General features: G+C 67.1%; 14 protein-coding genes. 10 read left to right on the forward strand and 4 right to left on the reverse strand.

Annotated features, from left to right (window positions below; genetic code table 11):
- Positions 1 to 5: 5 nt before the first annotated feature.
- From mnmE to ACLIJ1_RS18490, 3 genes are all read left to right on the forward strand, one after another.
- Positions 6 to 1,427: a tRNA uridine-5-carboxymethylaminomethyl(34) synthesis GTPase MnmE gene (gene mnmE, locus ACLIJ1_RS18480; protein WP_411367008.1), complete on the forward strand. Its 1,422-nt coding sequence runs from the start codon at positions 6 to 8 to the stop codon at positions 1,425 to 1,427.
- A gap of 103 nt (positions 1,428 to 1,530) precedes the next feature.
- Positions 1,531 to 2,025, forward strand: coding sequence for a Crp/Fnr family transcriptional regulator (locus tag ACLIJ1_RS18485; protein WP_411367009.1), 495 nt, complete (start codon positions 1,531 to 1,533; stop codon positions 2,023 to 2,025).
- A gap of 93 nt (positions 2,026 to 2,118) precedes the next feature.
- Positions 2,119 to 2,778, forward strand: a complete 660-nt coding sequence (locus tag ACLIJ1_RS18490; RefSeq protein WP_411367010.1) for a hypothetical protein — start codon at positions 2,119 to 2,121, stop codon at positions 2,776 to 2,778.
- A 20-nt stretch (positions 2,779 to 2,798) separates the two neighbouring features.
- Here ACLIJ1_RS18490 and ACLIJ1_RS18495 read toward each other — a convergent pair whose 3' ends face one another.
- On the reverse strand, positions 2,799 to 3,344 hold the full coding sequence (locus ACLIJ1_RS18495) for an adenine phosphoribosyltransferase (protein ID WP_411367011.1): 546 nt from the start codon (positions 3,342 to 3,344) through the stop codon (positions 2,799 to 2,801).
- 38 nt (positions 3,345 to 3,382) lie between these two features.
- Positions 3,383 to 5,368: a monovalent cation:proton antiporter-2 (CPA2) family protein gene (locus tag ACLIJ1_RS18500; protein WP_411367012.1), complete on the reverse strand. Its 1,986-nt coding sequence runs from the start codon at positions 5,366 to 5,368 to the stop codon at positions 3,383 to 3,385.
- Positions 5,369 to 5,408: 40 nt separating this feature from the next.
- Here ACLIJ1_RS18500 and ACLIJ1_RS18505 point away from each other — a divergent pair, with 40 nt between their 5' ends.
- Genes ACLIJ1_RS18505 through ACLIJ1_RS18520 form a run of 4 tightly spaced genes read left to right on the forward strand, consistent with a single transcriptional unit; the run spans position 5,409 to position 8,435 of the window.
- Positions 5,409 to 6,407 (forward strand): SIS domain-containing protein, encoded by a 999-nt coding sequence (locus ACLIJ1_RS18505; protein WP_411367013.1) that lies wholly within the window; start codon positions 5,409 to 5,411, stop codon positions 6,405 to 6,407.
- Between the two features lie 20 nt (positions 6,408 to 6,427).
- A complete protein-coding gene (locus ACLIJ1_RS18510; protein WP_411367014.1) occupies positions 6,428 to 6,994 on the forward strand; it encodes a KdsC family phosphatase in 567 nt (188 codons plus the stop codon).
- Positions 6,995 to 6,996: 2 nt separating this feature from the next.
- The gene (gene lptC / locus ACLIJ1_RS18515; RefSeq protein WP_411367035.1) at positions 6,997 to 7,647 is read left to right on the forward strand and encodes an LPS export ABC transporter periplasmic protein LptC; all 651 of its coding nucleotides are present in this window, start codon (positions 6,997 to 6,999) and stop codon (positions 7,645 to 7,647) included.
- Entirely contained in the window at positions 7,644 to 8,435 is a 792-nt protein-coding gene (locus ACLIJ1_RS18520) for an SDR family oxidoreductase (protein ID WP_411367015.1), read from the forward strand. The genes lptC and ACLIJ1_RS18520 overlap by 4 nt, the downstream gene beginning before the upstream one ends.
- Before the next feature lie 99 nt (positions 8,436 to 8,534).
- Here ACLIJ1_RS18520 and ACLIJ1_RS18525 read toward each other — a convergent pair whose 3' ends face one another.
- Complete coding sequence (locus ACLIJ1_RS18525; RefSeq protein WP_411367016.1) at positions 8,535 to 8,936, reverse strand: RNA recognition motif domain-containing protein; 402 nt, start codon at positions 8,934 to 8,936, stop codon at positions 8,535 to 8,537.
- Between the two features lie 390 nt (positions 8,937 to 9,326).
- Between ACLIJ1_RS18525 and metX the strand changes: the two genes are divergently transcribed.
- On the forward strand, positions 9,327 to 10,574 hold the full coding sequence (gene metX / locus ACLIJ1_RS18530) for a homoserine O-acetyltransferase MetX (RefSeq protein WP_411367036.1): 1,248 nt from the start codon (positions 9,327 to 9,329) through the stop codon (positions 10,572 to 10,574).
- Positions 10,571 to 11,152 carry a methionine biosynthesis protein MetW gene (gene metW, locus ACLIJ1_RS18535; RefSeq protein ID WP_411367017.1) on the forward strand — a complete coding sequence of 194 codons (582 nt, stop codon included), beginning with the start codon at positions 10,571 to 10,573 and terminating at the stop codon, positions 11,150 to 11,152. Before metX ends, metW begins: the two co-directional genes overlap by 4 nt.
- A 16-nt stretch (positions 11,153 to 11,168) precedes the next feature.
- Here metW and ACLIJ1_RS18540 read toward each other — a convergent pair whose 3' ends face one another.
- Entirely contained in the window at positions 11,169 to 11,831 is a 663-nt protein-coding gene (locus ACLIJ1_RS18540; protein ID WP_411367018.1) for a transglutaminase domain-containing protein, read from the reverse strand.
- A 229-nt stretch (positions 11,832 to 12,060) separates the two neighbouring features.
- Here ACLIJ1_RS18540 and ACLIJ1_RS18545 point away from each other — a divergent pair.
- Positions 12,061 to 13,071: MCP four helix bundle domain-containing protein (locus ACLIJ1_RS18545; RefSeq protein ID WP_411367019.1), on the forward strand; the 1,011-nt coding region annotated here is incomplete at its 3' end.

Consider the following 13,071-nt stretch of genomic DNA (forward strand, 5'->3'; position numbering starts at 1 on the left):
CGCCCATGCTCGCTGCCACCCGTGACCCGATCGTTGCCATCGCCACAGCGCCCGGTCGCGGGGCGGTAGGTATCGTGCGGGTGTCGGGCCAGGGGCTGGCGCCTTTCGTGCAGGCCTTTCTGGGGCGCTCGCTGAAGCCGCGCGAGGCGAGTTATCTGCCGTTTCCCGATGCCGCCGGGCAGCCGATCGACCATGGTCTGGCGCTGTGGTTTCCGGGGCCACATTCCTACACCGGCGAAGACGTGCTGGAACTGCAGGGACATGGCGGGCCGGTGGTGCTGCAGTTGTTGCTGGCGCGCTGCCTGCAGGTGGCGCAGACCGCCGATGCCCACGGCCAGCCGCAGTTGCGCGGACTGCGGCCGGCGCGCGCGGGCGAATTCACCGAGCGGGCCTTCCTCAACGACAAGCTCGACCTGGCGCAGGCCGAGGCGGTTGCCGACCTGATCGACGCCAGCACCGAAGCAGCCGCTCGCAGCGCCAGCCGCTCGCTGGCCGGCGTGTTCTCTGGCCGCATCCACATGCTGCGCGACGCGCTGATCAACCTGCGCATGCTGGTCGAAGCGACGCTGGACTTTCCCGAAGAAGAGATCGACTTCCTGCAGAAGGCCGACGCCGCCGGGCAGCTCACGCGCTTGCGCGAAGGCCATGCAGCGGTGCTGGGCGAGGCGCGCCAGGGCGCCCTGCTTCGGGACGGCCTGAACGTGGTGATTGCGGGGCAGCCCAACGCCGGCAAGAGCTCGTTGCTCAACGCGCTCGCGGGTGCCGAACTGGCCATCGTCACGCCGATCGCGGGCACCACGCGCGATGTGGTGCAGCAGACGATCCAGATCGAGGGTGTACCGCTGCATGTGATTGACACCGCCGGTCTGCGCGAAGGCATCGACGTGGACGAGGTGGAGAAGATCGGCATCGAGCGCGCCTGGGGCCAGATCCGGCAGGCCGACGCCGTGCTGTTCCTGCACGACCTCTCGCGCTGCGACCGTCCGGACTACCAGGCTGCCGACGCCGCCATCGCCGCCAGCCTGCCGACCGGCGTCACCGTGCTGCAGGTCTGGAACAAGCTGGACCAGTGCACCGAAGGCGCACGCACCCAGCTCGACCCGTCGCTGGCCGACGGCGGCCTGGCAATTTCTGCCAAGCAAGGTGAAGGGCTGGAGACCTTGCGGCAGCGATTGCTGGCGCTCGCCGGCTGGCAGCATGCGGGCGATGGCCTGTTCATGGCGCGTGAGAGGCATCTGCAGGCGCTGCGCCGTGTGGGGGAACACTTGTCGCAGGCCGATGCCTTGCTGGCCGGTCAGGCCGAGCACCTGGACTTGCTGGCCGAAGAGCTGCGCCTGGCGCAGCAGGCGCTGGGCGAGATCACCGGCGAGTTCAGTGCCGACGACCTGCTGGGCGAAATCTTCTCCCGATTCTGTATCGGAAAGTGAATGGCGCCGCCGCTGGTGCGCTGTGAAGCGCCGTCCGGACCACAGTTGTAAGCAGAGGTTAGCGCCGCTTGTGCGTCGTGGGGTCAGGCCGTAAGGTCTGGTCATGAACGCCGCCCTGCCCGCCGCTTCTGCGCGCTTTGATGTCATGGACCTGGCCCAGGCCATGCGCGCCAGCAGCGCGATTGACGCCGTGCCGCTGAACCTCTCGGACGCGCAATGGGGCGTGCTGGGCGACTACCTGCAACCGGTGTCACTGGGCCAGGGGCAGACCCTGATCGAACAAGGCGTGAAAGACCGGACGGTCTATTTTGTCGAGAGTGGCAGTCTGACCGTGCACTACGAAGACCACAAGGAACGCATGCGCATCGCCATCGTGAATGCCGGCTCGTTGCTGGGCGAGGGCGCGTTTTTCAGCCACCTGCCGCGCAGCGCTTCGGTGATGGCCGGCAGCCACAGCCGGCTCTGGTGCATGACACCGCTGCGATTTCGCGAGCTGTCGCAGCGACATCCGGCTGTCGCCCTGGACCTTTGCGTGGCCATGTCGGCGGTGATGGCGCGGCGCATGTACCACCGGCCCAAGCGGATGGCGGTGACCTGAGAGACCCCTGTCGGCCCGCAAGAAGGGCGTTATGGCAGAGAAAACTGGTCAATTTGCAGTTCCCAAAATTCTGACAGAAGGCATACTGCGCGCATGTCACTGCTTCGCTGGCTGCAAGCCAAGAAAACCGACAACACGACCAACGGCAACAAGGGCAAGCCCCGGCGCTCGTTCGGTCAGACCACGCTGCCGCTGATTTCCCCTCGGCGGGGACGGCGCATCCTTCGGCGTGAGCAGCTGTATTCGGTCGTCCGCGAGTCGCTGATCCGCGCCGGCGTGCTGTCTTCCAGCTACGAGTTCAAGGTGCTGGCGCTGGATTCGACTGGCGACGGGTTTCTGGTGCTGATCAGTCTGTCCTTGCCGGCCAACGTCATGCCCGACGAATACCTGCTGGAGATCGAACGCTGGATTCAGGGCAGCGCCCGTTCGCGCCATTCGATGACAGTGCAGGCCGTCTACTGGCGGCGCGAGGCGGTGCACGACCAGCGAGGCATCGCCCTCAAGGCGTCGGTGGCGGCGCAGACGCGCCGCGAAGCGGTCACGCCGGTGGCCGAAGCCCTTGGAGCGGAAGCCCCGGAAGTCAGGGTGCAGCCTTTGGCGGAAGAGGAAGTCGCGGCCTTCCGGAAGGCGCTGCAGTCGCCGGCACTGCCGGTGCACCGCATGGAATCACCGGCCGCCGAACGCCAGAAAACCGAATCCGACGTCAACAGCGGCTTCTCCGAGCTGAGCGAAACCCAGTACGGCAAGCTCTGAGCGGGCTGCTGGCGCGCCGGTCAGTGGCCGGCGAAGTGCACCAGGGTGAACAGCGGCAGCCCGGACGCGCGCAGCTTCCCTGAACCACCGAGCTCGGGCAGATCAACGATCGCCGCGCCTTCGGTCACTTCGGCACCCAGCTTTTCCAGCAGCCGCCGTCCGGCCATCATGGTGCCGCCGGTGGCGATCAGGTCGTCGATCAGCAGCACGCGGTCTCCTGCCTTCACCGCGTCGGTGTGAAGTTCGACGGTGGCGCTGCCATATTCCAGCTCGTAGGTTTCTTCGACCGTGGTGAAGGGCAGCTTGCCCTTCTTGCGGATCGGCACGAAGCCCACGCCCAGTTCGTAGGCCAGCACCGAACCGATGATGAACCCGCGCGCGTCCAGGCCGGCCACCACGGTCGGCTTGAGGGCCGGGTCCATGTAGCGGTGCACGAAGGTGTCGATCAGCACCCGGAACACCTTCGGGTCCTGCAGCAGCGGCGTGATGTCGCGAAACTGCACGCCCGGCGCGGGCCAGTCGGGAACGGTGCGGATGTGGGACCGGAGGTAGGCATTGGTGTCCATGCCCGGATTATCCGCGCCGTGCACGCGCGCCCCGACCCTCAGCCGCCCAGCAACTTGGCTTCGGCCAGCGCCAGCGCCGGTGCCTTGCCGCTGAGCACCAAGGTGTCGCCACCTTCGAGCACCGTGTCGTCGTCGAACGGCGCGTTGCGGCCGTTGGCGCGGCGCAGGCTGGCCACGCGCACGCCCATGGCGTCGAGCGCGACACTGCCCAGCGCACGCCCCACCTTGCGCCCTCCGGCCGGAATCGTCACGGTCGACAGCCGCTCGTGCTCGGCCTCCTCGACGCCGTCGTCGTCGGCGCCATGGAAGTAGCCCTTGAGCAGGTTGTAACGCGCGTCCCGCTGGTCCTGCACCACGCGGATCACGCGCCGCATCGGCACGCCCACCAGTGCCAGCGCATGGCTGGCCAGCATCAGGCTGGCCTCGATCGCCTCGGGCACCACTTCGGTCGCGCCGGCAGCGCGCAGCTTGGCATCGTCCAGGTCGTCGATGGTGCGCACGACGACAGGCACCTGCGGCGCATGCTCGTGCGCGTGGTGCAGCACCTTGAGCGCGCTGGCGGTCTCGATGTAGGTGATGACCACCGCGCTGGCGCGGTGCAGGCCGGCCGCCATCAGTGCCTGCAGCCTGGCCGCGTCGCCGAACACCACCGAATGGCCAGCGGCCGCAGCCTGGCGCACCCGGTCCGGGTCCAGGTCCAGCGCCATGTAGGGAATGCCTTCGGCTTCGAGCAGCCGCGCCAGGTTCTGGCCGCAGCGCCCGTAGCCGCAGATGATCACGTGCTTGTCGGCGTTGATCGACTTGCGCGCGATGCTGGTCATCTGCACCGACTGCATCAGCCAGTCGCTACCGACCACGCGGGTGACGATGTCGTTGGCATACAGGATGATGAACGGCGTGGTCAGCATCGAAATCACCATCGACGCCAGCACCGGGTTGAACAGCTGCGGCGGCACCAGCTCGTGCTGGCCGGCCAGCGTCAGCAGCACCAGGCCGAACTCACCCGCCTGGCACAGGTAGAGGCCGGTTCGCAGCGCGGTGCCCATCGGTGCGCCGAAGGCGCGCGTCAGGCCGGTGATCATTGCGATCTTGAAGCCCAGCGACAGGGTGAACAGCAGCAGCACCAGCGGCCAGCGCTCGATCACCAGACGCCAGTCCAGCATCATGCCGATGGTGATGAAGAACAGGCCCAGCAGCACGTCGTGGAAGGGCCGGATGTCGGTCTCCACCTGGTGCTTGTATTCGGTCTCCGAGATCAGCATGCCTGCCACGAAGGCGCCCAGCGCCAGCGACAGCCCCGCGTGCTCGGTCAGCCATGCCAGCCCCAGCGTGATCAGCAGCAGGTTGAGCATGAACAGCTCTTCGCTGCGGCGCCGCGCCACCAGGGTCAGCCACCAGCGCATCAGGCGCTGACCACCGGTCAGCAGGATGCCCAGCAGCACAGCCGCCTTGAAGAGGGCGATGCCCAGCGACTTGAACAGCTCGTCCGGCGGCGATCCGAGCGCAGGGATCAGCACCAGCAGCGGCACCACGGCCAGATCCTGGAACAGCAGGATGCCCACCACCCGCTTGCCGTGCTCGGACTCCAGCTCCAGCCGCTCGGCCACCATCTTGACCACGATGGCGGTGCTGCTCATGGCCATGATGCCGCCCAGGGCCAGCGCCATCTGCCATTCCATCTTCCACCAGCGCGGCAGCAGCCACCCTAGCGCCAGCGATGCCAGCGTGGTCAGAGTCACCGTGAGCACGACCTGAGACAGGCCCAGGCCGAACACATGGCGGCGCATCGCGCGCAGCTTGGGCAGGCTGAACTCCAGCCCGATCACAAACATCAGGAACACCACGCCGAACTCGGCGAGGTGTCGCAGACCGGCCGAGTCCTGGGCCAGCGCCAGCGCGTTCGGGCCGATCACCACGCCGACCACCAGGTAGCCCAGCATCGGTGGCAGCTTGAGCATGCGGCAGCCCACCACGCCGAGCACGGCGGCCAGCAGGTAGAGCAGCGTGATGTCCAGCGAATTCATGGCCCCATGTTAGCGGCAGGTCGACGGCGATAATCAACCAATGAGCAAGGCAATTCCTTTCGAGACCGCGCGCGTGCTCGCGATGGCGCGCGAGACGCTGCAGATCGAGGCCGAGGCGGTGACGGCGCTGGCCGGCCGGCTGGACGGGCGCTTCGCTGACGCGGTGCGCTGCCTGCTGGGATGTCAGGGTCGGGTGGTCGTCACCGGCATGGGCAAGAGTGGTCACATCGGCCGCAAGCTGGCGGCCACGCTGGCCTCTACCGGTACGCCGGCGATGTTCGTGCACCCGGCCGAAGCCAGCCACGGCGACCTGGGCATGATCACGCCGGTCGACATCGTGCTGGGCATCAGCAACAGCGGCGAAAGCGACGAACTCAGCGCGATCCTGCCGCTGATCAAGCGCATGGGCGTGCCGCTGATCGCGTTCACCGGCAAAGCCGATTCGACCCTGGCCCGCCACGCCGACGTGGTGCTGGACACCGCGGTGGCCAAGGAGGCCTGTCCGCACAACCTGGCGCCGACCGCGAGCACGACCGCACAGCTGGCGCTGGGCGATGCGCTGGCCGTGGCCCTGCTGGACGCGCGCGGCTTCAAGGCCGACGACTTCGCGCGGTCTCACCCGGGCGGTTCGCTCGGACGCAAGCTGCTGACCCACGTCAGCGACGTGATGCGCAGCGGCGACGATGTGCCCCGGGTGAACCAGAATGCCTCGCTGATGGAGTTGATGCGAGAGATGAGCGCCAAGGGACTGGGCATGAGTGCCGTGGTCGGCGACGACCGGCAGGTGCTGGGCGTGTTCACCGATGGTGACCTGCGCCGGCTGATCGAAAGATCCGGCAGCAGCACAGACCTGCGCACCCTCACGGCCCGGGAAGTGATGCACGCCAATCCGCGCACCATCGCTGCCGACGCGTTGGCCGTGGTGGCTGCGGACCTGATGGAAGCCAGCCGGATCACCAGCGTGCTGGTCGTCGATGGAACCGGCGCTCTCGTGGGCGCTCTCAACAGCAACGACCTGATGCGGGCGAAAGTCATCTGACCACCCGTTACGATTGCCGGATGTCTTCCGATCTGCCTCCCCTGCGCCCCGCGCTGAACTTCGACCCCGAGCTGTTGCTGCGGGCGCAGCCGGTGCGCGTGGTGTTTTTCGACGTTGACGGGGTACTGACCGATGGCGGCCTGTACTTCAGCGAAGGGGGCGAGACGCTCAAGCGTTTCCACACGCTGGACGGCCACGGCATCAAGCAATTGCAGCGTGCCGGCATCACGCCCGCGGTGGTGAGCGGCCGCGATTCGTTGGCCTTGCGCACGCGCCTGGGCGCATTGGGTGTGACCCATACGCGCTTTGGCACGGAGGACAAGCGGCCTGCCGCCGAAGCCATCCTGGCAGAACTGGGTCTGGCCTGGTCGCAAGCTGCGGCCATGGGCGACGACTGGCCGGACCTGCCGATGCTGCGGCGTGCGGCACTGGCCTGCGTGCCGCCATCGGCCCATCCGGAGGTGCTGGCGGTGGCACACCATGTGACCCGCGCCCTGCCCGGAGCGGGTGCCGTGCGCGAACTGTGTGACCTGTTGCTGGCGGCGCAAGGTGTGTATGCGGCCCAGCTGGCGGAGGCCGCCCGGTGAACATGACCGCCGCGATGGACACTCCTGCGCCACGGCATGGCCTGCGCCGCCGCTTCGCGCGCTGGTGGGACCGCCTTTCCATCTACCTGCCGGTGCTGCTGATGCTGTTGATGGCACTGGCTTCCTACTGGCTGCTGCGCGCCACTCCCGAGCCCGAGACTCAGGGCCCGGCGCCTGAAGTCACGCACGAGCCGGACTATTTCATGCGCCGTTTCTCGGTCAAGGTGTTCGAGCCCGGTGGTGCGCTCAAGACCGAGCTCTATGGTTCCGAGGCCCGCCATCACCCGGATACCGGCACCATGGTGGTGGATGCCGCGCGCATCCGCTCGTTCGGGCCGCAGCGGCAGCTGTCTACCGCCACCGCCCGCCAGATCACCAGCAACGACGCCGGCACCGAGTTCCTGCTCGAAGGTGACGCGGCGGTCGTGCGCCAGGCGAGCCGCGGACCGCGCGGCGAACCGCTGCCGCGGATCGAATTCCATGGCGAGCAGCTGCGCGTGGTCACCGATCCGGAACACATTTCCTCCGAGAAGCCGGTGGTACTGGTGCGCGGGCTGGACCAGATCACCGCAGACACGCTCGACTATCACGGCGATGCCCGCGTGGCCGAACTCACCGGACGGGTCAAGGCCGCGTTCGCGCCGCGCCCATGAGCGCCGCACCGCTGCTGTTCGTCACCGGTGCATCCAGCGGCATCGGGCAGGCGCTGGCCCAGCGTTTCGCGCAGGCCGGCTGGCGGCTGGCGCTGGTTGCGCGCCGCAGCGAAGAGCTGCAGGCCTGGGCCGACGCGCAGGGCTGGGATGCCCGGCGGTGCAGGGTGTACCGCGCCGATGTCGCCGACATCGACAGCATCGTGGCGGCAGGTCAAGGCTGTCTTGCTGAAATGGGGGTGCCGGACGTGGTGGTGGCCAATGCCGGTGTGAGCATCGGTATGGACACGGCTGAGCGGGGCGATCTCGATGTGCTGGCCAAGACCCTCGCAACCAACAACACCGGACTGGCAGCCACCTTTCATCCCTTCGTCGAGGCCATGCGAACCCGGGGTTCTGGCCGGCTGGTGGGAATCGCCAGCGTCGCCGCCATCCGTGGTCTTCCCGGGCACGGCGCCTATTGCGCGAGCAAGGCGGCGGTGGTGGCCTATTGCGAGAGCCTGCGTGGCGAGTTGCGCAGCAGTGGGGTGCGCGTGGTGACCCTGTTGCCGGGCTATGTCGACACGCCGTTGACCCGGCAGAACCGCTACAAGATGCCCTTCCTGTTGACGCCACAGGCATTCGCAGACCATGCTTTCGAGGCCATTGCGGCGGGCACCAGCTATCGCGTCATTCCCTGGCAGATGGGGGTGGTGGCCAAGCTGCTGCGCCTGCTGCCCAACCCGCTTTACGACAAGCTTTTGGCGGGTCGTCCGCGCAAGCACCGTCAAGGCGAAGGGCGTTCCGGCTGAGCAGCAGCCGCTTGTTCTAACGAAGCCGCAAAAAACAAAAGCCCCTCATCGAGGGGCTTTTTGGTGTCCGGCGCGAGGGCCGGACCGGTCCGCAAGGGCTTAGTAGCCGCCGCGACCGCCGCCGCCGCCTTCGCGACGACCGCCATTGCCGTAGGGGCTGCGGAAACCGCCGTCGCCGCCACCGCCACCGCCGAAACCGCCTTCACGACGGCCACCGCCGAAACCACCACCGCCGGTGCGGGGGGGGCGGGGTTCCATCGGACGGGCTTCATTGACCACCAGGCTGCGACCGCCCAGGGACTGGCCGTTCATGCCGGTGATGGCGGCTTGTGCTTCTGCATCGCTGCCCATTTCGACAAAGCCGAAACCCTTGGAACGACCGGTGTCGCGCTCCATCATGACCTTGGCGCTGTTGACAGAGCCGAAGGCGCCGAAGGCCTGCTGCAGGTCTTCATCGCGCACCGAATAGGGCAGGTTGCCCACGTACAGTTTGTTGCCCATCGTAGGGACTCCTAGTGACACTGAGAAAAATAGCGATGGAGCCCCGGCAGCAAACAAACCTGTAGCACGCGAAACCAACCGATCACTTGATTTGCCGACGTTCTGGACGCCTGCCAGTTCATTATGCGCCGTTTGCCAGTTTGCAAGTAACTTTTTTGGGGAGGCGTCAAGCCTTCTGGCGTGCCGGTGCGCATAAGCAACACCGGGGATGACCGGTTCGGGCTCCCATTTCCCGATTTGCCGCCGGCGCCTTCCCTCTATACTGTCCCCCAGCGCCGATTTGTCCGGATTGCGGGCGCTTTACAAATACCGCTAAAGGGGGGACTCCCGGTCTCGCACCTTGCGGCACCGGGATTTCTGTTTTTGGGGGCCTTGCCCGCCCCGAGGTGCATCACCGTGATCGTCACGCCACAAACCCAGCGTTTCGCCGAGCCTCTGCCGCTCAGGAGCGGCGCGGTCCTGCCGGCCTATGAGCTGGTCTATGAAACCTACGGCACGCTCAATGCCGACCGGTCCAACGCCATCCTGATCTGCCACGCGCTCAACGCCAGCCACCATGTGGCGGGCTGGCACGCCGACGCACACGGCCAGCCGCTCGCGCGCAGCGAAGGCTGGTGGCACAACATGATCGGACCGGGCAAGGCGGTCGACACGGACCGCTGGTTTGTCATCGGCGTCAACAACCTGGGTTCCTGCTTCGGCTCGACCGGCCCGACCCACACCAATCCCGCGACCGGCCAGCCCTGGGGCGCCGACTTTCCGGTGGTGACGGTGGAAGACTGGGTCAACGCACAGGCCAGATTGCTGGACGTGCTGGGCATCCAGACGTTGGCTGCCGTCATGGGTGGCAGCCTGGGCGGCATGCAGACGCTCTCATGGACGCTGCAGTACCCCGACCGCGTGCGCCACGCCGTGGTGGTGGCCAGCGCGCCCAATCTCACGGCCGAGAACATCGCGTTCAACGAAGTGGCGCGGCGCGCCATCGTGACCGACCCCGACTTTCACGGTGGGCACTACCTGCGTGAAGGCACCCTGCCCCGCCGCGGCCTGCGCATCGCCCGCATGATCGGACACATCACCTACCTGAGCGACGATGTGATGAACGAGAAGTTCGGCCGGATGCTCAAACCCGCTGATCTTGACGGCGAGCTGGCCAACGACGCTCGCCCTGCCGCCGGGCCGTCCCAAGGCGGGGCAGCCCCCTTGGGGGGCAGCGACCCGCGCAGCGGGGGAGTGTGGGGGTACAGATACTCCACACAGGATGTGGAGTTCCAGATCGAGAGCTACCTGCGCTACCAGGGAGACAAGTTCAGCGAGTACTTCGACGCCAACACCTATTTGCTGATCACCCGCGCGCTCGACTACTTCGACCCGGCGCGCGAATTCGACGGCAACCTCAGCGCGTCGCTGGCGCGCGCCAAGGCCAAATTCCTGCTGGTGAGCTTCACCACCGACTGGCGCTTCTCGCCGGCGCGCAGCCGCGAGATCGTCAAGGCCCTGCTGGAGAACCGGCGCGACGTGAGCTACGCCGAGATCGACGCCCCGCACGGGCACGACGCTTTCCTGCTCGACGACCCGCGTTACCACGCGGCGGTGCGGACCTATTTCGAACAGACCGTGGCCGGGGGTTTGCAATGAGCGATCACCAGTTGCTGGAATCCATCGCCCGTCTGGTGCCGCCGGGCTCGCGCGTGCTCGACCTCGGATGCGGCGACGGCGCCCTGTTGGCCCACCTGCAGGCCACGCGCCAGTGCAGCGGCTACGGTGTCGAAATCGACGACGCGAAGGTGCACGCCTGCATCCGCCGCGGCGTCAACGTGCTGCAGCTCAACCTCGAAGACGGGTTGAACATGTTCGGTGACGACGCCTTCGACGTGGTGCTGCAGATCGACACGCTGCAGCACCTGCGCAACGCCGAAACCATGCTGCGCGAGACGGCGCGCGTGGGCCGCATCGGCATCGTCGCGTTCCCCAACTTCGCCCACTGGCCCAATCGGCTGGCGGTGCTGCAGGGCCGCATGCCGGTGACCAAGCGCCTGCCCTACCAGTGGTACGACACACCCAATATCCGCGTCGGCACCTTCGCCGACTTCGAGGTGTTGGCGCGCAGCTGCGGCCTGGCCATCGACGACGGCTTTGGTCTTCAGGAAGGTCAGGAAGTGCGCTTCCTGCCCAATCTGATGGCCAGCACGGCGGTGTTCAAGTTCTCCAGCTGACCCGGCGGCGGGGCGGTCAGCGCGGATGCTCGCGCTGGGCGTCGCGCGCGAAGTCTGCGTCACCTGCCTCGGGGAGCCAGGTCGGGTAGACCTCGGCAAAGCTGGCGCGGATCGCCTCCAGCGGCAGGTCGTCGAACTGCCCGCGCTCGTTCACATATTCCATGTGCCGCTGCCCCGCTTGGTCGAACGGGTGGTAGAGCGAGTCATTCACGCCGTCGAACTCCAGTGGCAGCAGGCCGAACTTTTCGCACAGCGAAAGGTTGAAGGCCGGCGTGGCCTTGCGCCAGGCGCCGTCGATCCAGAGCGCGGTGTAGCCGTGCCAGACGAACACATCGGTCTTCATGGTCTGGCGCAGCCGCTCGGTCGAGAGGTGGTTGCGCACATCGGCGAATCCCAGCCGGGCCGGGATGCCGGCCGCGCGCGCCACCGCCGCCAGCAGCACCGCCTTGGGAACGCACCAGCCGTGTCCCTGCGCCAGCGCGGTGCTGGCCTTCATGCCCGTCAATGACAGGTCGATGCGGTAGGGGTCATAGCGCAGGCCGTCGCGGACCGCCCGATAGAGCGAGATCGCGCGTTCGCGCTCGGAGCCGCCCTGCCCATGTTGCTCGGCGAACGCGCGCACGGTCGGATGGTCGCTGTCGATGGCAGGGGTCGGTGTGAGGGCGGTGTGCAGGTCCATGGCGCCGTTGTAACAGACGCAGTGCCGCACCGGGGATGCCTGCGCGACCCCCGTCCCAGCGCCCGCTGGTGATGCCAAAGCACTCATTTGCAGCCCGAATTCGCGCCATTTTCCGGCTTCAGGTTCGGGTGGAAACGCCGATAGTGCGGAAAGGCCCGCTCCGTTTCCACGTCCCGGGCAACCCCCTCCGTTGCGGCGGAACTTTCTCAGGAATTCATCGGAACTCAACATGGCCATGAAATTCAGCTTCGGCATTTCAGCCCGGCTTCTGGCGCTCAACCTCGGCGTGTCGATCGCCCTGGCGACGGCAGCGGCGTTTGTCTACGTCAATCTTCACACCGTCGCAGAGGTGGCCAAGCAGACCGAATCGGTGCGCGTGCCCCAGCTGGAGGCCATTGCAGACGTCGAACTCGCGATCACACGGGTGTCTCTGCAACTGCGTCACGCGATCCTGGCCCGCACGCCCGAGGAGCGGGACGCTGCCCTGGCCGACATCCAGGCCAAGCGCACCGTCATCACCGAAACCCTCGGCAAGTACGAAAAGTCGCTCTTCACCGAGAAGGGCAAGGCCCAGTTTGCCGCCATCCCGCCGGTTCTGTCGAAGTTCTGGATGGTCGGCGAAGGCAATTTGAAGCTGATTCAGGCCGGACAGAAGGACGCCGCGTTTGCGTTCCTGGTCGACCACACCATTCCGGCCCGCAACGAACTGCTCAAGCTGCTGGACGAAGGCGTCAAGTACCAGCAGAGCTCCCTCACGGCCGAGATCCAGGACATCGAGTCCCGCACCACGACCACCTCGACGGCCCTGTTGGTGATCGTCGCCGCAATCGTGGCCTCGATGATGGGGGTCTCGGTATGGGTCGGCCGGTCGCTGCGCCGCCGGGTGTCGGTGTCTCAGGCCGTGGCCGAACGGGTGCGCGACGGCGACCTGACCGGCTCGCGGGCCGACGTTGGCAGCGACGAGTTCTCGCCGCTGCTGATCGCGCTCAACGACATGCAGACGGCCCTGTCCCAGGTGGTGGCCGACGTGCGTCAGGGGGCCGACAGCGTCTCCACCGCCAGCGCCGAGATCGCGCAGGGCAACGCCGACCTGTCCGGCCGCACGGAACAGCAGGCCTCGGCGCTGGAGCAGACCTCGGCTTCGATGGAAGAACTGGGCTCGACCGCCCGCCAGAACGCGGACAACGCGCGCACGGCCAGCCAGCTGGCGTCGAGTGCCAGCAGCGTGGCGGTGCAGGGC

The sequence above is a fragment of the Hydrogenophaga sp. RWCD_12 genome, assembly GCF_046604225.1.
Lineage (GTDB): Bacteria > Pseudomonadota > Gammaproteobacteria > Burkholderiales > Burkholderiaceae_C > Hydrogenophaga.